This window comes from Paenibacillus tarimensis (assembly GCF_021532315.1).
Taxonomy (GTDB): Bacteria; Bacillota; Bacilli; order Paenibacillales; family Paenibacillaceae; genus Paenibacillus_I; species Paenibacillus_I tarimensis.
The window spans coordinates 75,755-98,851 of sequence record NZ_JAKGAO010000014.1 but is presented as its reverse complement, the minus strand read 5'-3'; the positions used below and the strand labels follow the sequence as shown (position 1 = coordinate 98,851).

At 51.8% G+C, this 23,097-nt stretch carries 24 protein-coding genes; 3 read left to right on the top strand and 21 right to left on the bottom strand.

What is annotated here, in order from left to right; genetic code table 11:
• Position 1: 1 nt before the first annotated feature.
• Complete coding sequence (locus L1N82_RS16530; protein ID WP_235288561.1) at positions 2–682, bottom strand: HAD family hydrolase; 681 nt, start codon at positions 680–682, stop codon at positions 2–4.
• 79 nt (positions 683–761) lie between these two features.
• Between L1N82_RS16530 and L1N82_RS16525 the strand changes: the two genes are divergently transcribed.
• Both L1N82_RS16525 and L1N82_RS16520 read left to right on the top strand, forming a co-directional pair.
• Positions 762–1,697 (top strand): LysR family transcriptional regulator, encoded by a 936-nt coding sequence (locus L1N82_RS16525; RefSeq protein ID WP_235288560.1) that lies wholly within the window; start codon positions 762–764, stop codon positions 1,695–1,697.
• 2 nt (positions 1,698–1,699) lie between these two features.
• Positions 1,700–2,296 carry a class I SAM-dependent methyltransferase gene (locus L1N82_RS16520; protein ID WP_235288559.1) on the top strand — a complete coding sequence of 199 codons (597 nt, stop codon included), beginning with the start codon at positions 1,700–1,702 and terminating at the stop codon, positions 2,294–2,296.
• A gap of 6 nt (positions 2,297–2,302) precedes the next feature.
• On the opposite strand, the gene L1N82_RS16515 is transcribed toward L1N82_RS16520, so the two are convergent.
• The 9 genes from L1N82_RS16515 to L1N82_RS16475 form a co-directional block, all read right to left on the bottom strand.
• Positions 2,303–2,722 carry a hypothetical protein gene (locus L1N82_RS16515; protein WP_235288558.1) on the bottom strand — a complete coding sequence of 140 codons (420 nt, stop codon included), beginning with the start codon at positions 2,720–2,722 and terminating at the stop codon, positions 2,303–2,305.
• A 28-nt stretch (positions 2,723–2,750) separates the two neighbouring features.
• Positions 2,751–3,218, bottom strand: a complete 468-nt coding sequence (locus tag L1N82_RS16510; protein WP_235288557.1) for a heme-degrading domain-containing protein — start codon at positions 3,216–3,218, stop codon at positions 2,751–2,753.
• Between the two features lie 167 nt (positions 3,219–3,385).
• Positions 3,386–4,762: a sensor histidine kinase gene (locus L1N82_RS16505; RefSeq protein WP_235288556.1), complete on the bottom strand. Its 1,377-nt coding sequence runs from the start codon at positions 4,760–4,762 to the stop codon at positions 3,386–3,388.
• Entirely contained in the window at positions 4,752–5,459 is a 708-nt protein-coding gene (locus tag L1N82_RS16500) for a response regulator transcription factor (RefSeq protein ID WP_235288555.1), read from the bottom strand. The genes L1N82_RS16505 and L1N82_RS16500 overlap by 11 nt, the downstream gene beginning before the upstream one ends.
• A gap of 89 nt (positions 5,460–5,548) precedes the next feature.
• Entirely contained in the window at positions 5,549–5,782 is a 234-nt protein-coding gene (locus L1N82_RS16495; RefSeq protein WP_235288554.1) for a hypothetical protein, read from the bottom strand.
• A gap of 241 nt (positions 5,783–6,023) precedes the next feature.
• Positions 6,024–6,293 (bottom strand): hypothetical protein, encoded by a 270-nt coding sequence (locus L1N82_RS16490; protein ID WP_235288553.1) that lies wholly within the window; start codon positions 6,291–6,293, stop codon positions 6,024–6,026.
• Between the two features lie 126 nt (positions 6,294–6,419).
• Positions 6,420–6,851, bottom strand: a complete 432-nt coding sequence (locus tag L1N82_RS16485; protein ID WP_235288552.1) for a hypothetical protein — start codon at positions 6,849–6,851, stop codon at positions 6,420–6,422.
• A gap of 59 nt (positions 6,852–6,910) precedes the next feature.
• Complete coding sequence (locus tag L1N82_RS16480; protein ID WP_235288551.1) at positions 6,911–7,681, bottom strand: imm11 family protein; 771 nt, start codon at positions 7,679–7,681, stop codon at positions 6,911–6,913.
• Between the two features lie 37 nt (positions 7,682–7,718).
• Positions 7,719–8,735 (bottom strand): hypothetical protein, encoded by a 1,017-nt coding sequence (locus L1N82_RS16475; protein WP_235288550.1) that lies wholly within the window; start codon positions 8,733–8,735, stop codon positions 7,719–7,721.
• Positions 8,736–8,948: 213 nt separating this feature from the next.
• On the opposite strand from L1N82_RS16475, the gene L1N82_RS16470 reads away from it, so the two are divergent.
• Complete coding sequence (locus L1N82_RS16470) at positions 8,949–9,221, top strand: hypothetical protein (protein WP_235288549.1); 273 nt, start codon at positions 8,949–8,951, stop codon at positions 9,219–9,221.
• Between the two features lie 208 nt (positions 9,222–9,429).
• On the opposite strand, the gene L1N82_RS16465 is transcribed toward L1N82_RS16470, so the two are convergent.
• The 11 genes from L1N82_RS16465 to gnd all read right to left on the bottom strand — a co-directional run bounded on the left by L1N82_RS16465 (position 9,430) and on the right by gnd (position 23,056).
• Entirely contained in the window at positions 9,430–9,705 is a 276-nt protein-coding gene (locus tag L1N82_RS16465) for a hypothetical protein (RefSeq protein WP_235288548.1), read from the bottom strand.
• Positions 9,706–10,561: 856 nt separating this feature from the next.
• On the bottom strand, positions 10,562–11,185 hold the full coding sequence (locus L1N82_RS16460) for a polysaccharide deacetylase family protein (RefSeq protein WP_235288547.1): 624 nt from the start codon (positions 11,183–11,185) through the stop codon (positions 10,562–10,564).
• A 28-nt stretch (positions 11,186–11,213) separates the two neighbouring features.
• Positions 11,214–12,098 (bottom strand): carbohydrate ABC transporter permease, encoded by an 885-nt coding sequence (locus L1N82_RS16455; protein WP_235288546.1) that lies wholly within the window; start codon positions 12,096–12,098, stop codon positions 11,214–11,216.
• Between the two features lie 22 nt (positions 12,099–12,120).
• Complete coding sequence (locus L1N82_RS16450; protein ID WP_235288545.1) at positions 12,121–13,002, bottom strand: carbohydrate ABC transporter permease; 882 nt, start codon at positions 13,000–13,002, stop codon at positions 12,121–12,123.
• Between the two features lie 99 nt (positions 13,003–13,101).
• Complete coding sequence (locus L1N82_RS16445; RefSeq protein WP_235288544.1) at positions 13,102–14,442, bottom strand: extracellular solute-binding protein; 1,341 nt, start codon at positions 14,440–14,442, stop codon at positions 13,102–13,104.
• A gap of 154 nt (positions 14,443–14,596) precedes the next feature.
• The gene (locus tag L1N82_RS16440) at positions 14,597–15,466 is read right to left on the bottom strand and encodes a response regulator transcription factor (protein WP_235288543.1); all 870 of its coding nucleotides are present in this window, start codon (positions 15,464–15,466) and stop codon (positions 14,597–14,599) included.
• The gene (locus L1N82_RS16435; protein WP_328284492.1) at positions 15,463–17,250 is read right to left on the bottom strand and encodes a sensor histidine kinase; all 1,788 of its coding nucleotides are present in this window, start codon (positions 17,248–17,250) and stop codon (positions 15,463–15,465) included. The genes L1N82_RS16440 and L1N82_RS16435 overlap by 4 nt, the downstream gene beginning before the upstream one ends.
• A 199-nt stretch (positions 17,251–17,449) precedes the next feature.
• Complete coding sequence (locus tag L1N82_RS16430; RefSeq protein ID WP_235288542.1) at positions 17,450–18,703, bottom strand: peptidase S8; 1,254 nt, start codon at positions 18,701–18,703, stop codon at positions 17,450–17,452.
• A 420-nt stretch (positions 18,704–19,123) separates the two neighbouring features.
• Positions 19,124–20,671 carry a gluconokinase gene (gntK, locus tag L1N82_RS16425; RefSeq protein ID WP_235288541.1) on the bottom strand — a complete coding sequence of 516 codons (1,548 nt, stop codon included), beginning with the start codon at positions 20,669–20,671 and terminating at the stop codon, positions 19,124–19,126.
• 108 nt (positions 20,672–20,779) lie between these two features.
• Entirely contained in the window at positions 20,780–22,123 is a 1,344-nt protein-coding gene (locus L1N82_RS16420) for a GntP family permease (protein ID WP_235288540.1), read from the bottom strand.
• A 33-nt stretch (positions 22,124–22,156) separates the two neighbouring features.
• On the bottom strand, positions 22,157–23,056 hold the full coding sequence (gnd, locus tag L1N82_RS16415; protein ID WP_235288647.1) for a phosphogluconate dehydrogenase (NAD(+)-dependent, decarboxylating): 900 nt from the start codon (positions 23,054–23,056) through the stop codon (positions 22,157–22,159).
• Positions 23,057–23,097 lie beyond the last annotated feature (41 nt).

The following is a 23,097-nucleotide window of genomic DNA, read 5'->3' as shown; positions in this document are numbered from 1 at the left end:
TTCATCCCTCTCCTCTCAGCAAGATAAGAAGCTCCTGCCAGCGGTCGATCTGTATGGATGGCTCGGTCACATCCTCAGGCCATGGATGCTTGCCTCTAAGCCATACGGGAGTCAGCCCCGCTTCCCTCGCCCCGATCATGTCATTGACCGGATGGTCACCGACGAACCATACTTCCTCAGGCTGAACATTCATCTCCCGAAGGGCTGCGGCGAAAATGCCCGGATCAGGCTTCCTCAGCCCTGCTTCCTCGGATACGATGACGGTCTTCATCATGGGCCGGATACCGAGCCGGTCGATCTTGGTGTGCTGGACGACAGTCGCTCCATTGGTTACAATCCCGAGCATCAGATGCTCCGCAGCCAGCTGCTTCATTACCTCCCGCGCGCCTTCTGCCACGACACTGGACATCGGATAATGCTGGAACCAATGACTGCGAAGCTCATCGTAGGTGACAGGGGCGCTCCAAGGTATCGCCCTCATCAGGTCGTTAATAAATTGGTCGCGTGGCTTGTAGCCCTGGGCATCCTGCTGAACGATTCTTGCATTAAGCTGTTCGGTATGAAGGCTCGTTAGCGCATAGGCGAAGTCGGCTGCCAGCTGAAGCGAGTACTTCTCCAGCGAGAGACGGCGATCAATAATGGTATCATCAAGATCAAACAGCACCGCCTTGGGTTTCTTCATGCTTGTGCTCCCCTCCTATTCATTCTTCTTGCAATTCACTATAATAGGATCATCAAGATAAATGAAATCAATCTTATGAATGAAATCCATAGAGGTGGTCTATGTGAGGATCGGGAATCTGGAGCTGTACCGGACATTTTATATGGTGGCGCTCACCGGCAGTGTGACCCGGGCGGCGGAGCTGCTGTTCATTACACAGCCAAGTGTGAGTTATGCCATTAAGCAGTTAGAAGAACAGCTGGGGATAGCGTTGTTCATTCGCAAGCCCAAGGGTGTGGAGCTGACAGCGGAAGGGAAAGTGCTGTACCGGCATGTAGCCGAAGGAATGGAGGCCATGGCCACCGGGGAGCAGGCAGTTGAGCAGTTCAAGCTGATGCAGCGGGGAGAGGTAAGGATTGGGACGAGCGATACGCTCTGCAAATTCTTCCTGCTGCCTTATCTCGAGCATTACCTGCGGGAATATCCGGATATTCATATCCAGCTGTCCCACGGGAAGACGCCTGATATCGTCCGCTGGCTGCGAGATGGTCAGGCCGACTGCGGGATCGTGCATCTGCCAGTGAATACCGAATGGTTCGATGTGATCCCGCTTGCGGAGATCCAGGATTGTTTTGTCGTGGGGGAGCGTTATAAGCATCTGGCTCAAGGGGTTGTGCCGCTGCGCGAGGTGTTCGGGCATCCATTGATTGTGCTGTCGCAGAACAGCAATACGCGAGATTTCATAGAAGCGATTGCAGAGGAGCATGGACTTCAGCTGAAGCCGGAGATCGAGCTTGGCAGCGTGGAGCTGCTGATCGAATTCGCGAGGATCGGACTCGGCGTATCCTTCCTGTCCCGCGAGTTCATCGAGCCCCAGCTGCGCGAAGGCACCCTGTATGAAGTGAGAACTGCCGAGCCCATCCCATCCCGGACAATCGGCATCGCTACCGTCAAGGGCAGCCCGCTGCCAACCGCCGCGCGGAAGCTGATTGGACTGCTGCAGGATGGACTCCATACACAGTTAGGAGAGGGATAATAATGAGCATGCTGAACAGGTTAATTGAACAAGCCAAAAACCCTAAAGGATTCATAGGTTCGCTTATGTTAAGCATTATGAATGCTGCACACAGCGGCATGAACAATTGGGCTTTAGAGAAGCTGGATATCGGAGGTCATTCGAATATCCTAGATATCGGCTGCGGCGGGGGAAAAGCAATCCGGACTTTATCTGCCTTGAGCAGTCACGGGAAAATATACGGGATCGATTATTCCGGGCAAGCCGTCAAAGAGTCGATCCAAGCGAACCGAAAAGATGTTGAGTCAGGGAAAGTGAAGATTCTTCAGGCGTCCGTAACAGATACCCCTTTTGCTGACAACTATTTTGATGTGATAACGGCCTTCCAGACCCATTACTTCTGGGACGACCTGGAAGGCGGGGTTAAGGAAGCATATAGGATTTTGAAGAAAAGCGGCTGCTTCATAATTACTGCTGAGGTATACAAGATTAACTACCATATGCACTCGCACAAAACCAAGGAAGAGATGGAGCAGTTATTTTCCAGTACTGGGTTTGCGGCTGTTCAATTCTACGAGAATACCTCCAAAGGATGGCTGTGTATCAAAGGGGTGAAGTAGCCCTAACTAGCTGTATCGCTGTGCCAGCTTCTTCCCTAACTTGGTGAAGACCATCTTCACGGCCGTCTGGCAAACACCAAACAGAAGTCCTGCCACTCCAAACTGCAGGATCAGAAGGAGCCGATCCGACGGCTCACCAGGCAAGCCTCTGACGATCACCAGCAAGAGCCCCATGACAACACCCGCTATAAAATAAGCAGCGATCGTCTTCAGGTTCCGTCTGGCTCCCCTTACATACTGATCTGCCAGCACCGACAATGGGATGCCAACACATAGATAAAGAAAAAACAAGAGGACGAAGCCCATGCCGAATTCATAGAAAGCAGAGTAACCCGCAGTCCCCTGTTCAACGCCTGCATCATTCAGATATACAGCACAACCGGAGAGGATAAGAGCAGCCAGCATGGACGACAAGATTTTGAACATCGGGGCCCTCCCTCGCATCCTGCCTTATTTACTTTCCGAGCAGTTCTCTTAATACCGACACCACCATGCCGTGATCCTCGTCGCCAGGCAGCCCTGACACGGTAATTGTACCCAGAATCGCATCGTTTCCCTTCAATCTAAGAGGAAAAGAGCCGCCTTCCGCCTTATGGGCAGCAGGGTCAAGCCCGCTGGCTTCAACTGTAGATCCCTGCGACTTAAGCAGAACATGCGTATGATAGGAGCTGCGTCCGAAGTGATGCGTGACATTATTCTTCCAGCCGATCCAGTCATCATTGCCTGAGGAGGTGCCGTTCAGCCGGCTGTAGAACAGCAGCTCGCCATCTTTACGGATATCCACAACAATGGACTTCTTCTCACGCAGCGCCTTATCGATAATAGCCGTCCCCGTCTGATAGGCCGTCTCATTCGTAAAATCTTCAAACCGCAGCTCCTCTTCTTCCCTCTGAAGCTGCTGCAGCAGTTGATGCTCCGTCACCTGGCCGCACTTCCTTTCCTCCTAAGAAATGGGTATTCGTGCACTATCGAATGTGTTCCCTCACCTGGAATCTATAGGATGTGCATCCCTATACTGTCTCCTTTTACTATACGATAGTTGAGCAGACCTTGCTATATTCTCTCTCGTAAAAAAAGCCCGAATGACGCTCACGTCACCGGGATCGGCAGCCTTACGGTTACGATTGTGCCGCTGGATATTTCACTTGCCGCTTCAATGGTTCCTTCATGTGCCTCCACAAGCGCCTTAACCACCGCTAATCCGATTCCTGCGCCGCCGAGCTTGCGGTTTCGGGACTTCTCCCCCCGGTAGAACCGTTCGAAAATATACGGCAGCTCACTAGCTTGGATACCATGTCCTGTGTCCTCGATCTGAACCTCAACATAGGCCGCCCCGCTGCTGACACGCACGGCGACGCGTCCTCCTGAAGGTGTATATTTGTAGGCGTTGCCAATCAAATTTATGAAAATTTGCAGCAGTCTCCGTCTGTCTCCCGTCATATGCACTACACCTTGCTCAGGAGGGGCATAGGTAATGTCCTGTCCGTCCGCCAAATTCTGAACCGCCCGCTGCGCTTCCTGGATGACCGGAATCAGGTTCAGCTCTTCCCTCTGAAGCTTCAGCATCGGATTTTCCGCCTCGGACAGCTGCTCCAGATCCTGAATCAATACGGCCAGCTGCATTGCCTGCTGATGGCAGACCTCGAGCTTTTCCGCTGATGGCTCCCATATTCCATCCTGGAACGCCTCGATATGACTGCGAATGGTTGCAACCGGCGTGCGGAGCTCATGGGCCACATCGGCGGTCATATTTTTCCTCAGCTGCTCCTGTATATGAAGCTTATCAGCCAGATCGTTAAGAGCATCACCGAGCTCCCGAATTTCCGACTGCCCTTCATCCAGCTGCACACGCGACTTCAAATCCCCCGCTGTCATCTGGTTGGCGGTCTCCTTCATCCTCAGCAGCGGACGGCTGATCCGGGAGGAGATTATTTTGCTGTACACATACACACCCAGCATCACGACGGCGAACGCCATCCATATCCAGCTGTTGATCCGTACCAGAAAGGCTCTCTCCTGCTCATGAAAAATCCCGCCTGTCTCCCCGACCTGCACCGCTCCGATACGTACGCCGTCCTTGAGAATGGCAGCCTGTTCTGTCCGGCCAAGCGGACTCGACTGCTCTCCGGAGACCGGCATATCCCTCATCGGCATATGGCCGCCCATGGTGGAAGTATCCCATACGATCCGTCCATCCGTATCTGTAATGCGTACGGTCATATTACGCAGCATGGCCCGGTGTGCAACCGTCATCAGCACGGAATGAGACCACCCTTCCCCGGTTATATAGGCCGCTGACAACTCCTCTACCATCACCTCAAGCTCGGCCTGCTGCTGACTTCGCACGTATCCGCCGAAGGATACATATACCGCTGCATGAACCAGAATCGTAATGATCACCAGGGACACCAGCGCAACAGCTATATGAGAACGGAACAGATGCTTCCTGATCCCGCTAGTCTTCATCCGGCATCACCGCCATCCGGTATCCAACGCCGAATACTGTCGCGATATAGACAGGCTGTTTCGGGTCATCGCCCAGCTTGTGCCTGAGATTTTTGATATGCACATCTACCGTCCGTTCATAGCCTTCATAGGAATACCCCTGGATTTGGTTAACAAGCTCCAGTCTGCTGAACACCTTCATCGGGTAATTGGCCAGCGCAACCAGCAGCTTGAACTCAATCGGGGTCAAGGCGACTGGCTCGCCCTGTAAAGTTACGTTATGCGTATCCGGATAAATCATCAGCTGTGATTCCGAGAACTTGATAACGGCTTCCTTTCGTTCCGGCTCACCCTTAGATCTTCGGAGAAGTGTAAAAACCCGCGCGACCAGCTCCCGGGGGCTGAACGGCTTCGCGATATAGTCATCGGCCCCGATCATTAAGCCGTTAATCTTATCATCCTCCTGAATCTTGGCTGTTAGCATGATAATGGGCACATTCGACTCCCTGCGGATCGCCCGGCACACATCCTCGCCCGAGGTGTCGGGCAGCATGAGATCAAGAATAACAAGGTCCGGTTCAATATGGGTAAACAGCTGCAGTGCAGACTGGCCTGTCTCCGCTACATACACCTGATAGCCGCTCTTCTCCAGATAGGCACGGACTACACTTAGAATATTTTCTTCATCATCGACCACCAGCACCTTGTAATGCTGCATCCTACCACCACCGGTCCATATATTAAGCGCTACAATAAAGGAAGCAGGCACCCTTGTCAAGAGAGCCTGCTTATCGACAGCTGTTATATTCAGATATCGCCATTCCCGTTCATCATCTGCCCCATATTCTTCATCATGCCGCTATCGTGACACTTGTTATGCATCTCTTCGAGCTGCTGTTCTGTCATATCAGGATGCATCTTCTGCATGAAGGGCAGCATCTCCTTGAAGACCGCTCCCTCGTCCGCTGCCGCGTATACACCAGTGCCGAAAGCCATTACCATAATCACAGTACCCGCAATGATCCATGCTTTCTTCTTCATCTCCCTCACCTCCTTGACCTACATCTTACCCGGGTGACATGTAGATCTAATGTGGGAGTTATGAAGAAGTTATGAAGACCGTTTAGGTTACTGATGCCATTCAAAGATATATACGGTTCGCTGGTCCGGCTTGTATAGAGCCATCAGGTAGTCATTATCGCTATTCTTCGAGCTGCGGTAATAATAATCTCCTGTCTCAGGACTGACCTTCTCCGCAATGGCTGCCGCTTCTGATTCACCTTCACGACTGGTGATGGGTGAGAAACCGCTCCACTCGTCCTTTCACCTCAGCGATTATGACATCCTTCTTACATTCGTATAAGTTCGTTTGGGCGAGATCAAGCTCTTCATACGACAACGCTTGAATCCATTCCCCGTCTCCATGAAAGCTAGCTCCTGAACTATACAGCTCATCTACCTTATCAGGTACCGGAAGCTCGATCCCCCATTCATCCTCATACGACTTCACCAGTTCAGCCGGAGATGTCGCGATTAATCTACTGAATATCATGTATAGAGTGAAAATGGCTAATATGGTTATGGGTATCCTCCATTTTTTCATAGGGTCACCTCTTGGATTCTTACCGGTTCTCTCTATCTATAATAAGACGAATCCGGCAATCGTTTAGCAGCCAAGCTATCCCTTCACTTCTACTGCAAACACGTAGCTGGCATCATCCGAGATTTTGCTGTCGGGAGTCTTTCGCCATTTGGCGAAAAGACTATAATAGTATACTCCGGGTTCAGCTGGTGCTTTAAATGACTGATCCTCAAAGGCCACCTTCGTTAACTTGCCATCGTGCATAAGAGACATACCGGTTTCGGTAGGCTGCTTACCATCAAAAGCAAACGAGATCACCATCCCAGCCGGGACGGTCTGCTTGTTCTTGTCCTTTAGGATCTCCTCGGCACCTACCGAATCTGCACAGGTATTCCCCCAGCAGTAGGAGCCCAGGTATACATCAATACTAGTGCCGTCTGCTGTGTGAACTTCCGGCAGCGGCGGCTTGCCGCAGGCCGTGAGCAGTAGAAGCAACACCACTGCTATACCCCAAATGCTGCGTCTCATGGAAAATCCCCCCTTTCCATATTAGACGGATCGGGGGGACAGCAGGTTTCTGATAATTTTTATTTACGCTTATCTACCTCATGCCACTGGTTGCCTAGTAATATCGGGGGAATGAAATGCGGTACCATCCAGAGATACTCCCCATCATCCTCTTTCAGTTGTCCCAATAACAACGTTCCATCCTTATCAAGCTGCATCTTCCATTTATCGCTTGCCACAGCTTTGCCCTGCTCCACTCTATCTCTCGCTTCTTCATACGAGAAGCGTTCACCAGGCATACTGTTGATTGCATTCAAAGCTTCTTCGTACCTTCTTTTTCTCTCTGATTCCATATTTTCATTGTCTTCGGAATCCCACACTTCGATGAAATCAAATCCCTTTAACTTGTTCTTGCGAACTATTTCAACAAAATGGTCTGTTGCGTAAACTTTTGAATTCATATCAATGGGCGTTTTAAAAATGTGGGTGTCTTGTGGAAGTAGATCCCCCTTAAATACCGCCCCCTTGCTATCTGACTGAGTCTTATCTTTACAGTCAATTACATTCAATACATTAACCAAGTAATAAACTTGTTCCTCATATTTAAAAGGCAGGAATTCAACCTCATGTTCAACAAACTTAGCTAGTATTTCATAAGATTTGGGAGTAAATACAGGCATACCTGAACCGAAATAGGGAAAATCTAAATACTTCCCTTTTCTATAAGTAACTAACTCCACCAGTGACCAGCTATTCTTAATACTTACTCCTTCGAAGTTACCATAGATCAAATGCTCATCTGGAATAGAATCGCTAAATGTTAACATCCGGCTTTTTTCATGACTGTCCAATCTCCATATTCTCACATGCCTCTCCTGCCTTCACAGTCTATTTAAGATCTTCAAGCACTTGGCGGATCAGCTCCTGTGAATCTTCACTTTCGCTATGATCAAGTTCAGCCTCAAGAGCGGGCACAGCTGCCTTTCCGAGAAGCAGCAACTGCTCGTATGCATCATAGTCAGTACGCAAGAAGCTTCTCATACTGTTATCACCGAACTCGCCCCCTTCAATTACAGCGAGCCATGTCTTAACCTGATCCACTAATGGCTTCTCTTGAACGGCATGGACAAAATTATGGAACGCTTCATCCTTCTCCCTCAGCTCCGGTACAGCCTGGTACAAACGATCCTGCACCACACTCTTTCTCATCAATGTACTCAAGGTCAAATAATCCCCGCCATCACCATCCGAAGAAGAAACATAAGCTATGAAATCTACCGTCCGTTTTAATTTCCCCCAGTCAGTCTGCAGCCTCTCTAATACCTTAAGTGCAATCAGATACATTTGGCTGTCAATTAACGAAGCATCCAGCACATACGTCTGGCCAAGGTCCTCGTCAATGGTTTGTTCATAGCTTACACGGCTGTACACCTGTAAAACTCGCTCCAGTTCACCCGGTAATTCCTCATAACAAAATAGATGATCTCCTTCAGCAAACTTGTACTCACGGTAAACTTGCTCCTCCGTTCGGTTGTAATATTTATCACCTGAGTCCTTATACTGCTGCTGGTATCTTTCGAATGTTTCATCAACATTACACCTCAGCGTCTCTAGATTATTAATATAAACCAAGTAACTGCCGTTCGAAGAGTCCGTAAAAAGTGAGAACGTGTATACATCATCATTATATTCGGTTTCTACAAACTCCTCGATTGATTCCCGGCAATACTGGTAGAGCAAATCTTCGATATCCTTCGCGCTTATGTACTTGCCTGTTATACCTTCCAGCGACTCTGCCCTATAACTTTGCTGACCCGGCACACAAATCAGATAGGCACCTTCCCCTTCAAGCTTCCGCTTTCCATTCAATAGCCGACCGATATGCACATCGTACATCGTACCCATAGCTTCCCCTCTTCAGTTCAAAATGTGGTTCCCCCTAGTGTGGGGTTCTGGTATATAATGGTTATCGACAATCCAAACCAACTAATGAATAGCAAGGTGCATATCGGCCAATTGCCGAGCAGAGTCAGGCCACTCTTTTATATTCGGGGATTATTGAGTAGCAGTTCCGGGTTGTTGGAGATATTCTGGTGACCAATTCCGGGAGGCGATCAATTGAGAAGTATAGTGATTTGTGCGTTGATGGCATTATTACTTTCAGGTTGTTATAAGTATCAGGAGAGCTTCACCACTGAGGGTAAAATAACTTCCATTGATGTGACCAATCAAACAATAGCAGTTAATCACAATACCGTATATACAGGTGACCATGATATTACTAAGCTTAAACAGGGTCAGCAAGTAAAAATAACATTAATTGATACAACGAGTGAAAATGACTGGGACCCTTCCGATTACATAGTTACGGAGATAGTGGTTGTGAGGTAAGAATGAATTGTTATTCCATTCAGTAGAAATCTGTTTCCCTACTACTAGGGGCAGCCTAATAAATATTCCCAAGCATCCATTTGCCTTCTGTATCCTTCACAAAATAAAGCGTTGAGGAATAGGTGGAAATTCCCATCTTTTTTGACACTATAGTATATTTTCATTACCCGTCTGTCCTGAACTTCTCTTATAGGTCTGCCTCACCTGCTTAGGATCCCTCCCCGGTCACCTCAATCGCAAATGCATAAGCGGAGCTGCCGTCCGAAACTTGACTGTTCTGTTTATTCACCCAGCTTGCCGATAGTAAGTAGTAATATACACCGGCTTCTTCCGGCGCATGGAAGGCTTGGTCCTGGATGCTCACATCTACAAACTCATCGTCACTGAACAGGGATACACTGATTTGATCAGGCTGTCTCCCTTCAAACGAAACCCTGAGCTCAGCTCCCGCCGCAACTGTCTGCTTCTCACTGTCCTTCAGCATGTTGATATGGTCCTATATAGTCCGCGCATCCATTAGTCCAGCAATATGAGCTTTGATGAACTTTGATGTTCACCCCATCTGCAGTCTGAATGTCAGGTAAAGGAGGCTCCGGGCCAAGCTTCTTCTCCGTCTCCTTTTCATTACTCCCGCATGCAGCCAGTACCAGAACAATAAGCAGCCCAGCCATCCACCTAAGTGATTTCTTCCTTACCATTAGAATCCCACCCTTTAATCGTTCAGACGCAAATGCGCTCCATTTTGTTCCAGAAGAACCCAACCTTGGTGGAGGGACCGCAAATGGTGGCGGCGGGAGAAAATAAGAGATATCGTGCATACCAGCTTAATACAGGCAGGTTGTAACGGAACTGAGAAGCGTTATCCAGTGGATTAGAGTCATTAATTAATTGTAACGGAACCCAGAGGCTTTAATGTCCCCCTATTAGTAAAGACTCCCTTGAAATTGTACGAATAACAGCGCTGAGTTCCGTTACCCGCTGAAGTGACCCGTTATGCGTTGGAATAAGGTCGCTGAGTTCTGTTAGATCTGAACTATGCCAAACTGGAGGAAGTCTGTGCGTGGATTGCTCTAGCATATTACTCTGTTCGACAAGTCCGCTTACCCATTGCAGTGGAAGGTAGATATAGCTTGTTTCTTCCGAACCCTCGTCTTAACAGTGGAGCGCAATCCACCATGATAGTGCCCTATATGTAAAATAAAAAACCGCCCCCCTGACACTCATGTCAGCCGGGACGGTTGCAACAATCTATCTTCTTCTGTTCTCCGTGCACTATTCACTGCAATGTTCTCTGCACTATTCACTGGACTGTTCTCTGCAATATTCACTGCAATCTGCTCTTACCTCTGACCCAGCCGCAGCAGCTCGCTAACCGTTACAAACCGGTATCCCGCTGCCGCCAGCTCTGCAACTAATATCCGTACAGCCTCAACCGTCTGGGAACGGTCGTCGAAGCCGTCATGGAACAGCAGCATGCTGCCGCTGTGGGCGTGGGGACGCGTGCTCTCCACAATGTGGCTGACGCCGGGCATTTCCCAATCGCGCGCCTCTCCGTTCAATGCCCCTATTACGGAGTAGCCGAAGCGGGTGCATACCGCACCAATATCTTCATTATAATCCAGGTAAGGCGGGCGGAAGGTAGCCGGGCTGCTGCCCGTCATCTCCTTGATGATGAAGTCCGTCCGGCTGATCTCATCCGTATACGCCTCCGGCTTCAGCTGCGTCAGTTGAGGATGGGAGTACGTATGGTTGCCGATTTCATGCTGCTCCGCCACAACAGCCTCCACAATCTCTGGATGCTTCAGCATCTGCTCCCCGATCATATAGAACGTCGCCTGCCCGGACACCTCGTGGAAAATATCCAGAATCTGCGGTGTATAGACTGGATTCGGCCCATCATCGAACGTAAAGGCGACCGCCTTATGCTCCGTATTCACCTGGTGAATGATATCGGCACTGCTCATACTTCCACTCCTCTATTACTGTGATCCCTTAACCTTTGACAGAACCCGCCGCAATTCCTTCCACAATCCGGTTGCTCAGCACCATGAACATGATGAGAATCGGCAGGATGCTGATCATCAAGGTGGCACCGATCGCGCCCCAGTCTGTCGTGTACTGGCCGACGAAGTTCTGGACCCCGACGGTCAGCGTCTTCAGCGTGTCCGTGCTGATGAACGTGTTCACGAAGATGAACTCATTCCAGTTGTAGATCATGTTGATAATCGCCGCGGTTACGAGCACCGAGGAGGTCATCGGCAGGATGATCTGGAAGAAGATGCGGTTCACCGAGCAGCCGTCCATGACGGCCGCCTCCTCCACCTCGCGGGGCAGCGTGTAATAGAAGCCCAGCAGGATCATGATCGTAATCGGCAGGTTGAAGGCGGTATAGGATAAAATAATACTCGAATGGGAATCGGTCATCCCAAGCTTCTGAAACAGGATGAACAGCGGGATCAGGGTCGAGTGAACCGGAATCATCAACCCGATCATGAACAGGCCCAGCACCACTGCAGACAGCTTCCACCGCATCCGGGTAATGGCGAAGGTGACGAAGCTTGCCAACAGGATCGTCAGCACAACCGAGATCAGCGTAATCGAGACGCTGTTCATGAAGTACCGGCCGATACTGCCCTGCTGCCAGACGGTCACGTAATTTTCCCATTTGGGACTTGCGGGAAGCGAGAATGGCGGCAGGTTGAAGACCTCCTGATTATTCTTCAGCGAGAACAGGAACAGCCAGACCAGCGGCAAAATCTGTGCTACCGCAGCAATCAGCAGGACGAGATACAGCAGTCCATAGCCAATGCGGGTACCTGCAGCTGAACGGCCGACAGCCGGCTGCTTCACCGTTGTTACCGAGTTCAGGGTACTCATACGGAACTCCTCCTCCTTTCTTCTATGAATACTGGATGTTGTCCTTCGATGCCGTCATTCTGCGGATGATCCATGTCGCCACCAGACAGATGATCAGCAGGAAGAACCCGATGGCGCTGCCGTAGCCAAAGTCAAAGCCGCGGAATGCCTTATGGTACATATAGGAGGCCATCACTTCGCTGGCCCCGTTAGGACCTCCGTCTGTCATGACATAGATCAGGTCAAAATATTTCAGCGAGCCGACCACGGCCAGCACAATGGTCACTTTGAACACCTCGGCAATAAGCGGAAGCTTGATCTTGAAGGCGATCTGCCAAGGCGTGGCTCCATCAATCCGGGCCGCCTCGATCAGTGTCGTTGGAATGTTCTTGAGCGCCGCGTAGTAGATCAGAATATAAAAGCCCGCAAACTGCCACAGGATCGGAACGAACAAGGCATACAGCACAAGCGACGGCTCCGCCAGCCAGGCAGGCGGGTCCTGGATGCCGAGCGACTCGAGTGCACTGTTCAGAATCCCGTTAGTCGGGTGATAAATTTTCAGCCACAGCTGGGCAATCGCCACCGACGAGAGCAGCATCGGGATCAGGTAGATTTTCCGCAGCAGGTTCGCACCCTTGATATTGCCTGACAGCACGAGCGCTACCAGCAGATAGACACCCAGGCTGACCGTCGACAAAACGGCGAACAGGAACGAGTGGGATACACTACTCCAGAATGCGCTGTCGTTAAACAGCGTCGTATAATTCTCAAGTCCGATGAACGTCATCGCACTGACGCCATCCCACTCCATTAGGCCATAGTAGCCGGTCAGGACAATCGGAATATATATAATGCCCATGATTATCAGCAAGGACGGCAGGACGTACAGGGCAATCACCCATTTGTTCGACATCACCTTGTCCATTGTGGTCTAACCTCCATCTCCATATCCGTCTATCCGGTGTACCGGGAAGGGGACATAGCAGACGCTACGCCCCCCCTCCGGAACCGGTCGATCATTCTGTTATTTGCCGGCCTTCAGCACTTCTTCATGCTTCTTTGCAAATTCCTCCGGCGTAACCGCCTTGCCGAACAGGGCCTGAATCTGGTTATGATGCTCTTCGGAGGCCACGGGCTTCATCTGGACATCGACATACAGGGTGACCTTGTCTGCGTTGTTCAGCTCATTCAGCAGGTCGATGAACATCGGCGGCAGGTCAATGGCTGACGTATCCACCTTGGTAGCCGGGAAGATGCCTGCCTCGGTGACGGATTTCTCGCCCCACTTCTGCACGAAGAAGGATACAAAATCCTTCGCCTGCTCCTTCACCGGCGAATTCTCGGCGACGAACAAGCCGACGCCCGGTCCGCCCACCCAGTTGTTAAGCGAACCTTCGCCGCCTTCCATAACCGGGAACTTGAAGAAGCCGATTTTATCCTTGAAGGCCTGGTCAACATCCTCAGCCGTCGTATAGTTCGGCACTTCCCATGTACCCATGGCATACATGGCCGCCTGCTCATTCATGAACTCGGACTTCGCTTCCTCATTGGACAAGCCGTTGAAGCCTTTGACGAAGGCATCCATGTCAACAAGCTCCTGCGCCAGCTTCGCCGCTTCGATCAGCTTCGGGTCCTGGAAGGTCTGGTTTGCAATGGACTCATCCAGCAGATCCGGTCCGCCAAGCCGGTCAGCCAGGTACATGTACCAGAATGAGCCGGTCCAGGCATCCTTCGCGCCAAGCGCGACAGGCGTTACACCATTTTCCCTAAGCGTCTTGACCACATGCTCGAACTCTTCGTAGGTCTTCGGAGCTTCCAGGTTATGCTTCTCGAAGATCGCCTTGTTGTAAAACACCGGCACGATGTTCAGCTCCACCGGCAGAGCGTAGGTTTTGCCGTCAATCGCGTAGGCTTCTGTTGTACCTGCCACGAACTGACCGTTCAGGTCCCCTTCCAGCAGATCATCCAGCGGAGCGAACAGGTTGCCCTTCACATAAGGCTCCAAGAAGCCTGCTGCCCAGGTGAAGCCCACATCCGGGAGACTGTTGGAGGCCGACAGCACCTTCAGCTTGTTCTTGTACTGCTCATTCTCCAGCACCTCGGTCTTGATCGTAACGCCAGGATTCGCTTCCTCGTATTCCATGATAATCTGCTTCACCAGCTTGTTCTGCGAGGAATTGCTGCCGTCCGGCCACAGGTGCATCATCTTGATCGTGACCTTCTCCGCATCCGCGGAGCCGCCGCTTCCAGAGCCGCTGTTGTCCGCCGGGCTGGATGAGCCATTATTGCCGCCGCTGCTGCAGGCCGCCAAGCTTACAAGCAGTACTGCCAGAAGCGTGAATGTTGTTAGCGCTTTCCTTATCATTCCATTTTCCCCCTTGATTCGTGTATGAAGGACTTAAGTGAATTTATGTATGCGCTTTCGTTTCCTTCTTGAATTAAGTCTATCATCGCTGTCCCCGGAGGATAAGGGCGGTATCATTAGGTAAAGTTCCACTATTTTTAGGTTATCTCGCCGCTTAGGCATCCGAATCCGAATTCGCGTCGGATTCGGATTCGGAGTCGGGGTCCGAGTCCTGCCGCTCCGTCTCGCCCGCCGCAGCCGGCACCGTCATCTCGGTACGGTACTGCCCCGGGCTGCGCCCTTCGTAGTCCTTGAACAGCTTGTTGAAATATTTGGGCGTCTGATAGCCAAGCCTCTCTGAAATTTCTGCTACCGGCAGCTTTGTCTGCAGCAGCAGCTCCTTCGCCTTCTGCAGCTTGCGCCGGGCCACATACTCACTGAAGGTCATGCCTGTCTGTTCCTTGAACAGTACACTGAGATAGCTCGGGTTCAGATGGATATGCTCTGCAGCTTCACGCAGGCCGAAAGGGAGATGAAGATGGGCTTCTATGTATGCCATCGTATCCTTCACCGGCTCACTGAGCGGTGCTGTCCCGTTATCCAGCTCCATGAGCTTGGGGTCAACCAGCTTCTCCATCCGGTCCATCCGGCTGCGCTGGCCCGCCAGCTCCAATGCTTCTTCCACCGCTGCAATCAGCTTCTGTCTGCTAATCGGCTTCAGGAGATAATTCACAACGCCAAGCTGAATGCCCTGCTGGGCATAGCTGAATTCCGCGTGGCCGGAAATCAGAATAACGGCCGGCTTGTAGCGGAGCGGCATCTGTTTAATCGCTTCGACCAGATTAAGCCCGCTCACCTCGGGCATGCGGATATCGGTGATCAGCAGATGCACAGGCTCCTGCTCCATGAGCTGGCGGGCATCCCGGCCGTTATCCGCGGTCTTAATCTCATACTGCCCCGCCCCCCAGGCTTCGAGCAGCTTCTTGAGCCCTGACCGGGTCCGCGGTTCATCGTCAACGATTAGAATGGTTCTATACAACCTCACTTGGGCACCTCCGTTATTGCCGGTATTGTAATCTGAACTCTCGTGCCTTCTCCGCGGCGGCTGCTGATTTGTATGCCATTCGTACGGGCAGCCGCCTCCGGCCCGCCAGCCTTCCCGCCAAAATACAGCCGTATCCGGTTCGCCACATTATGAAGCCCCACTCCCGACCCCTTCGAGGAATATCCCTCCCCTTTGGCAAGGGAATGCTCCAGGCGGCGGACCGCATCCTCATCCATGCCCGCTCCGTCATCTTCAACAATGAACACTAGACCATCATCTGTCAGGCTGACTGTGAGCGAGACTGTACCCGATCCGATTTTACCCTCCACTCCATGCAAAATGGCATTCTCCACAACCGGCTGAATGAGCAGCTTGGGCAGCCGGTATCCATCCAGCCCCGGGTCCGATGAGATGCTCCAGGTCAGGCGGTCGCCAAACCGCATCTTCATAATGACCAGATACCGCTCAATATGCTCCAGCTCATCGCCTGCTGTCACCCACTCATCCCGGCCTGCGCCTGTTATCGTATACCGGAACAAATCCGACATGGTGACCACGTACTCGGCCAGCTCATCTTCATCCTTCTCCAGCAGGGACCAATAAAGCGCTTCCAGCGTATTGAAGAGAAAATGCGGATTAATCTGAGCCTGGAGCGCCTTCAGCTCCGTCTGGCTCTGCATAATTTCCTTCTGGTACACAAGGCGGATCAGGTCATTCATGTTATCCACCATCTGATTGTACGTCCGGTTAAGCTCATTAATCTCGTTCGTTGAGGATATCTCCGCCGCCTGCTGCAGCACGCCAAACCGCATGCTTCGCATCGTCTTGATCAGCTTGAGGACCGGCCGGGTAATAATCGTCGACAGGGCGAAGGAGAACAGGATGAACAGAATCGTTCCGATACCGCCCGAGACGAAGATCGCCGTCTGTAGCACCGAGACTCCCTTCGTAATCTCACTCATCGGCGTCAGAATGAGCAGCGTCCATCCGGTGACCGACGACTCCTGCTTGACCATCATGTAACGCCTGCCGGACAGCTCGACCTCTGGCCCCTCTGCCTCCATCAGCGGCTGAATGATTTCGTCCGTCAGCTCTTTCTCATTCGAAGCAATCAGCTTGCTGTCCGAGCCGGCCACGATCATCGTCTCACGTCCCTGCAGCTCCATCGGCGAATCACTGATATCGAATACGGCGCGGTTCATCCGCACTAGCAGGTAACCTCCGGGCGAGAACCACTGGTTCATCAGGCGGACGCTGCGGATGGCGAGCACCGATTCCGGATCATACGGGTCTATGCCAATCCAAACCAGCCTGCCCCTGCTGTCCAGCGCTTCATTAATCCAGCGGTAGCTTATCTTGCTGTCCAGACTGTTGCCGTCAAGCGGATAAAGCCTGCGGTAGTCTGTTGTGAACAGCTCAACGGAATGCACCCCGCTGGCATAGACTTCCGCAACGTTGACGCTCGGCAGCAGCGCCTGGCGCTCGGCGAATGTCGCCTGGCTGCCTGACCATTCCTTCTCCAGTACCTGCTGCACGAACACATCGGTCGCAACCTGGGTGGTCAACGTATCCACCTGCTGCAAAATCGCCTCCAGCCGGCCGTTCGCCTGAACAGCCGTCTGCTGAATATGCTTCTCCGCGTTATTGGTAAGCAGCCTCGATACCGAGTCATAGGTAATCAGGCCGACAATACACAGAATGACCAGCATGACAGCAAGGAATCCGAACAGCATCTGATTGCGCAGCGTATTTAATCTCGTAAGCTTGTACCACAACTTGGCCACCTCGCCTCTCAAAGCTGAATACAGAATCCGAATGGTTCTATTAAAGCACAGATTCTTGAAGTTAAGTCAACACTTTATCTTTAACACGCACGCAAGAAGTACCTCTTCCCGCCAACGCAAAGAAGCGCAAACCCTTAACGGGTCCGCGCTTCCCAGTCGTTCATAACGGCGGATATAAATCCGCTTGATATTTAACTAATTATCCAGCCAGCTGAACCGCACGCTGCGCATTTACTATGCCTGCACCGTAGTAGGAGTCATAGCCGGATGCACCGGCGTCTGTAGCCGACTGTCTCAGCAGCGATTCCACCTGGTCCGGAGTCAGCGATGAATTAGCCGCGATCATCAGGGCGGCAACACCCGCTACATGCGGAGCAGCCATTGATGTGCCGGATAGGGATCTGTAGGAGTTAGACAGATAAGTGCTGTAGATGGCTCCGCCTGGAGCTGTAACATCGAGTGTAGGGCCGTAGTTTGAGAAGCTGCTGCGAGTCATGCTGCTGTCGATGGAACCGACCGAAATCGTGCCTGCACAGTTTGCAGGTGAACCGACAGCTGTATTGGAGTTACCGGATGCCACAACAACAACCGAACCTCTGCTGCGAACATAGTTGACAGCATCCTGGTAAGCGCTCGAGCAGGAGGAGGCGCTGCCAAGACTCAGGTTCAGCACGTCCGCACCGCGGTCAGCCGCATAACGCATGCCCGATACGATGTTCATCGATGTGCCGCTTCCGCTGGCATTCAGCACCTTGATCGGCATGATCTTCGCGCCGGATGCCACGCCTGCGATGCCGATCCGGTTGTTACCGATACCAGCGGCGATGCCCGCTACATGTGTGCCATGCCCTTGATCATCATTCGCATCGGAGTCTCTGTTGACGAAGTCATAGCCGGCAACGATGCTGCCTGCAAGGTCAGGATGTGTTCTGGCTACGCCAGTGTCCACAACCGCAATCGTGACACTAGCAAGGGCGGAGGAGCTGACAAGATCCATAGCGAGCGGCGCCTTAATTGCGCTCAGCCCCCATTGATTGGAGACATACGGATCATTGTAGGATACGGCGATTTGGGCCGGCACATCAGCTGGCGCAGCCATCTCCGTCTCTTCCAGCGTATAAATATAGTTCGGTTCAGCATACTCAACGTTCGGGTTGGCATTCAGCCTAGCCAGCGTTTTCTCCATCTGAGCGGCATTCTTAAGCTTCATGTAAGTAAGGCCAAGCTGTGCTTCGGTCTCGGTCTTGGCAACCTCCATGGCGCTCATCAGAGCTTCCGCCTTCAACGACTTGCTCTTCATCTTCACAATGATACCGCCTGCTTCATACGGCATCGTATACTTCTGCTTTGCTGCAGCCTTGCTTGCCTCATCCGCTGCCGAAGCCTGAACCGAAAACACCGACAACCATACCATCATACCGGACAGCAGCATACCCATAGACTTCTTCTTCATTAATTCCACTCCTTCTTTTTAATTATTGGGACAGGGCCGACAAACAATAGGTACTGTTCAGGCTCTTCTCTTACGTTTTTAGCTGTCACCTCCTATTCATATGATTAACCTTTTGTGTAATAAAACCTGTCATGCTGTTAGCTAGATATTAGCATAAACTCGTTTGCTTGACTAGAATTTTTTAACATCTATTATAAATTGCACCTGAAGTCTCAATAATATATAACATGCTAGTTACATTTACTGTCACACAAAGGTCGACTATTGTCATGTTCTGCCTCTTCCTCGCTACACCTGACAGAAAAAGCATTCACTCTGTCAGGCAGTCATCCATGCAAAAAAAACGGATCGGCCAGGGGTCAACCCCTGGCCGATCCGGTATGAAGTCTCACGCAATATTGCGGGCTCCATTAATGTAGACTAGTCTGCAGCACGGTTATGCTTCTCCTGAAACTGGGCAATCTTCTCATATTCCTCGGTCAGGAGGCGGGGAATTCGAATGAAGCTTGGCAGCAGCTCCCGGTAAATGCCTGTTGCTTCCCCATTAGGACGATGAGTGTGAATCGAACCGACCATGTGTTTCACATCCTCCAGTGAGCTGATTTCCCCTCTGCCGTACATGCCCAGCACAACTGCACCCAGGCAGGAGCTCTCGAAGCTTTCCGGAATCGTTACTTCCTGATCGAAGATATCAGCCAGCATCTGTCTCCAGAACACCGAGCGTGCGAAGCCGCCCGTCGCCTGAATCCGGGTCGGTCTGCCAATCAGCTCTTCCAGCGCAAGCAGCACGCTGTACAGGTTCATGATAACCCCTTCCAATACGGAACGGATCATATGCTCCTTCTTGTGATGCATGCCAAGCCCGAAGAAGGATCCCCGCGCATTAGGATCCCACAGCGGCGCCCGCTCTCCAGCCAGGTAAGGATGGAACAGAAGACCGCTTGCCCCAGGCGGCACCTGAGCAGCAATGTCGGTCAGCACGTCATAAGGATCACGTCCGAGCCGCCTTGCTGTCTCGACCTCTGCACCTGCCAACTCATCACGCAGCCAGCGGAAAATCATGCCGCCGTTATTAACCGGCCCGCCGATGACCCAGAGCTTGTCTGTCAGTGCGTAGCAAAATATCCGCCCTTTCGGGTCCGTCATCGGCTTATCGGTAACCGCACGAATTGCTCCGCTTGTACCAATCGTTACGGCAACCGTTCCCGGCTCTATCGCATTAACTCCGAGGTTTGACAGCACTCCGTCGCTCGCGCCCACGATGAACGGGGTATCTGCCGGTAGCCCTGTCACCTTGGCGTATTCCTCGTTCAATCCCGTCACGCTATGCGTTGTGGGCACCGGCACGGAGAGCTGGTCCCGGCTGATGCCAATCAGCTCCAGCACCTCCTCATCCCAATTCAGCCTGCTGAGATTGAACAGTCCGGTCGCTGAAGCAATCGAGTAATCAATTACGTATTGGCCGAACAGCCGGAAGAAGACATATTCTTTGATCGAAATGAATTTCACACCCGGTTGAAAGAGTTCCGCATGCTCCGCCTTAAGCCATACGAGCTTGGACAGCGGCGACATTGGATGAATCGGCGTGCCTGTGCGCAGGTAGATTTCATGTCCGCCCAGATCCTGTTTAATGGCCTCCGTGTATCCGCTGCTTCTGTTATCCGCCCATGTAATAGACCTGGTAAGCGGTGTTCCTTCTCCATCGACCACGATTAAGCTGTGCATCGCAGAGCTGAAGGAGACGAAGCTGACCTGCTCGCCGGGTATATCCGCCTTCACCATACATTGTCTGATCGCCATAAGCACAGCTTCGAAGATCTCATCCGGATCCTGCTCCGCCGCTGCTGGCACAGGCGTATACAGCGGATATTCCACACCGAAGCGGCTGAGCGCTTGGCCGTCTCTGTTGAAGAGCACGGCCTTGGTGCTCGTCGTTCCAATATCAACACCTATCATATAATGGGTCATGTCGAGCCTCCTGCCTGTAACGTTCTGATCTCCTGCTACTTATTATTGTACATGAAGAGGATGCGGGAAAGGCAAGGACTTGCCTCCTACGCACCCTCTGATTTTTCATTATGTGATGAAGATGCCGAGCACAAGAGCTACGGCAAGGCCGACAAGACCAATAAGCGTTTCCATGACGGTCCATGATTTGAGTGTGTCCTTTACGTTCATGCCAAAATAACGTCCGACGAGCCAGAAGCCGGAATCATTGACATGTGACAGTACGGTCGCGCCAGAAGCAATGGCAATGACGATCAATCCAAGAACCGGACCTTCCAGCCCCAGAATGCCAATCAGCGGGGAAATCAAGCCAGCCGCCGTCACCATAGATACCGTTGCTGAACCCTGTGCCACCCTTACGGCGGCCGCAATCAAGAAGGCCAGCAGAATCGGCGGAAGAGACGAGCCCGCCATCATATTCCCAATCACATCACCCACGCCCGAATCAATCAGAATCTGCTTAAACACACCACCCGCACCCGTTACCAGGATAATAATACCTGCAGGCTCAAGACCCTTGTTCGCAATATCCTGAACTTCCTGACGGGAATAACCCCGCCTTGTACCAAGAAAGATAAAGGTTAGAATCGTAGCAATCGTTAACGCGACGAACGGATGGCCAAGGAAGGTTAGAATCTGTCTGGCCAGGTTGTCCTCTTCAAGAAGAACACCCGATACCGTATTGAGCAAAATCAGCACCAGCGGAATCATGATGATGCTGGTTACCAGCTTGAAGCTCGGCAGCTCCTTATCATACTCCACATCCTCCAGGTTCATATAATCCGGAACTACGACATGAAGCTTCTTCGAGATATAGCGTGCAAACAGAGGACCGGCTATGATCATCGCCGGCACACCGGCAATGGCGCCAAACAAGATGACCCAGCCGAGATCGGCTCCAATCAGTTCAGCTACGGCAATCGGTCCCGGTGTCGGCGGGATGAAGCTGTGGGTAACAGCAAGTCCCGCGAGCAGTGGAATACCGTAATACAGCAGCGACTTCCCGGTTTTCTTCGCCAGCCCGTATACGATCGGTACAAGAATAATAAAGCCTACATCAAAGAATACCGGAATGGCAACCAGAAAGCCGGTCACACCGAGCGACCACTGCGCCTTATCCTGACCGAATTTCTTAATCATGGTCTGGGCCAGCCGCTCAGCACCGCCCGAAACCTCAAGCATCTGGCCGAACATAGCCCCAAGGCCCACGACTACCGCCACAAAGCCCAATGTGCCGCCCATCCCGCTTTGCATCGAGCTCACCACTTCATTCAGCGGCATGCCTGCCGCGATTCCGACGATTAAGCTGACCAGCAGCAGCGCCACGAAGGCGTGAAGCTTGGTGCGGATGACGAGGAATAACAGCAGGAAAATTCCCGCCATAGCAATTAAAATTAACATTTGATCAGACATCGGGTTCACGCCCTTCCTTTGTTCATTAAACCTTTACTCGATCTTTTCAACCGCATGCCCGCCAAACTCATTGCGCAGAGCCGCTACAACCTTGCCGGTGAAGGTATCCTCCTGCAGAGAACGGTACCGCATCAAGAGAGACATCGTGATAACGGGCGCAGCCGTCTGCAGGTCAAGCGCCGTCTCTACGGTCCATTTGCCTTCCCCTGAGGAGTGCATGACGCCTTTTATTTGTTCAAGCTTGCTGTCTTTGGCAAAAGCACTCTCTGTCAGCTCCATCAGCCAGGAACGGATGACCGAGCCATTGTTCCATACTTTTGCCACTTTCTCATAGTCGTATGCAAATGGGCTCTTCTCCAGGATCTCAAAGCCTTCAGCGATCGCCTGCATCATGCCGTACTCGATCCCGTTATGCACCATCTTCAGGAAATGCCCGCTTCCTGCCTCGCCGGCATAGAGATAGCCGTCCTTGACCGTCAGATCCTTGAAAATCTGTTCGATCTGTTTGAATTCCTCCGCATCTCCCCCGACCATCACGCAGGCTCCGTTGCGGGCGCCATCCACGCCCCCGCTTGTTCCACAGTCAAAGAAGTAAACACCCTTCTCACGGCACTGTTCGCTGCGTGCAATGGACTGCTTGTAATGTGAGTTGCCTCCGTCGATCAGACGGTCGCCTTCCTCCAGCAGCGGAAGCAGCTCCCGAAACACCGCCTCAGTAATATCGCCTGCCGGCACCATCACCCACACCGTTCTCGGACGGTCAAGCTGGCTGACCAAATCTGCCAAGGAGGCAGCCGGTCGGGCGCCTTCCGCCGAAATTTTGGTGACAGCTTCATTGTTCACATCATAAGCTGTCACTTCATATTCGTGTTCAATCAGGTTTAATGAAAGCTGATAACCCATTCTTCCTAAACCAATTACACCGATTTGCATCATGTTTATCTCACTTTCGAATAAAATTTCTTGCTAGGTTC

What these genes read in the sequence shown, in the direction of transcription:
- L1N82_RS16460 (WP_235288547.1), bottom strand. Translation starts at nt 11,185, where the DNA reads ATGAGCAGTGCCGATATCATTCACCAGGTGAATACGGAGCATAAGGCG.
- L1N82_RS16450 (WP_235288545.1), bottom strand. Translation starts at nt 13,002, where the DNA reads ATGGACAAGGTGATGTCGAACAAATGGGTGATTGCCCTGTACGTCCTG.
- L1N82_RS16445 (WP_235288544.1), bottom strand. Translation starts at nt 14,442, where the DNA reads ATGATAAGGAAAGCGCTAACAACATTCACGCTTCTGGCAGTACTGCTT.
- L1N82_RS16455 (WP_235288546.1), bottom strand. Translation starts at nt 12,098, where the DNA reads ATGAGTACCCTGAACTCGGTAACAACGGTGAAGCAGCCGGCTGTCGGC.
- L1N82_RS16485 (WP_235288552.1), bottom strand. Translation starts at nt 6,851, where the DNA reads ATGAGACGCAGCATTTGGGGTATAGCAGTGGTGTTGCTTCTACTGCTC.
- L1N82_RS16500 (WP_235288555.1), bottom strand. Translation starts at nt 5,459, where the DNA reads ATGCAGCATTACAAGGTGCTGGTGGTCGATGATGAAGAAAATATTCTA.
- L1N82_RS16525 (WP_235288560.1), top strand. Translation starts at nt 762, where the DNA reads ATGAAATCCATAGAGGTGGTCTATGTGAGGATCGGGAATCTGGAGCTG.
- gnd (WP_235288647.1), bottom strand. Translation starts at nt 23,056, where the DNA reads ATGCAAATCGGTGTAATTGGTTTAGGAAGAATGGGTTATCAGCTTTCA.
- L1N82_RS16515 (WP_235288558.1), bottom strand. Translation starts at nt 2,722, where the DNA reads ATGTTCAAAATCTTGTCGTCCATGCTGGCTGCTCTTATCCTCTCCGGT.
- L1N82_RS16490 (WP_235288553.1), bottom strand. Translation starts at nt 6,293, where the DNA reads ATGATATTCAGTAGATTAATCGCGACATCTCCGGCTGAACTGGTGAAG.
- L1N82_RS16505 (WP_235288556.1), bottom strand. Translation starts at nt 4,762, where the DNA reads ATGAAGACTAGCGGGATCAGGAAGCATCTGTTCCGTTCTCATATAGCT.
- gntK (WP_235288541.1), bottom strand. Translation starts at nt 20,671, where the DNA reads ATGACCCATTATATGATAGGTGTTGATATTGGAACGACGAGCACCAAG.
- L1N82_RS16530 (WP_235288561.1), bottom strand. Translation starts at nt 682, where the DNA reads ATGAAGAAACCCAAGGCGGTGCTGTTTGATCTTGATGATACCATTATT.
- L1N82_RS16465 (WP_235288548.1), bottom strand. Translation starts at nt 9,705, where the DNA reads ATGCTGAAGGACAGTGAGAAGCAGACAGTTGCGGCGGGAGCTGAGCTC.
- L1N82_RS16495 (WP_235288554.1), bottom strand. Translation starts at nt 5,782, where the DNA reads ATGAAGAAGAAAGCATGGATCATTGCGGGTACTGTGATTATGGTAATG.
- L1N82_RS16475 (WP_235288550.1), bottom strand. Translation starts at nt 8,735, where the DNA reads ATGGGTACGATGTACGATGTGCATATCGGTCGGCTATTGAATGGAAAG.
- L1N82_RS16520 (WP_235288559.1), top strand. Translation starts at nt 1,700, where the DNA reads ATGAGCATGCTGAACAGGTTAATTGAACAAGCCAAAAACCCTAAAGGA.
- L1N82_RS16420 (WP_235288540.1), bottom strand. Translation starts at nt 22,123, where the DNA reads ATGTCTGATCAAATGTTAATTTTAATTGCTATGGCGGGAATTTTCCTG.
- L1N82_RS16430 (WP_235288542.1), bottom strand. Translation starts at nt 18,703, where the DNA reads ATGAAGAAGAAGTCTATGGGTATGCTGCTGTCCGGTATGATGGTATGG.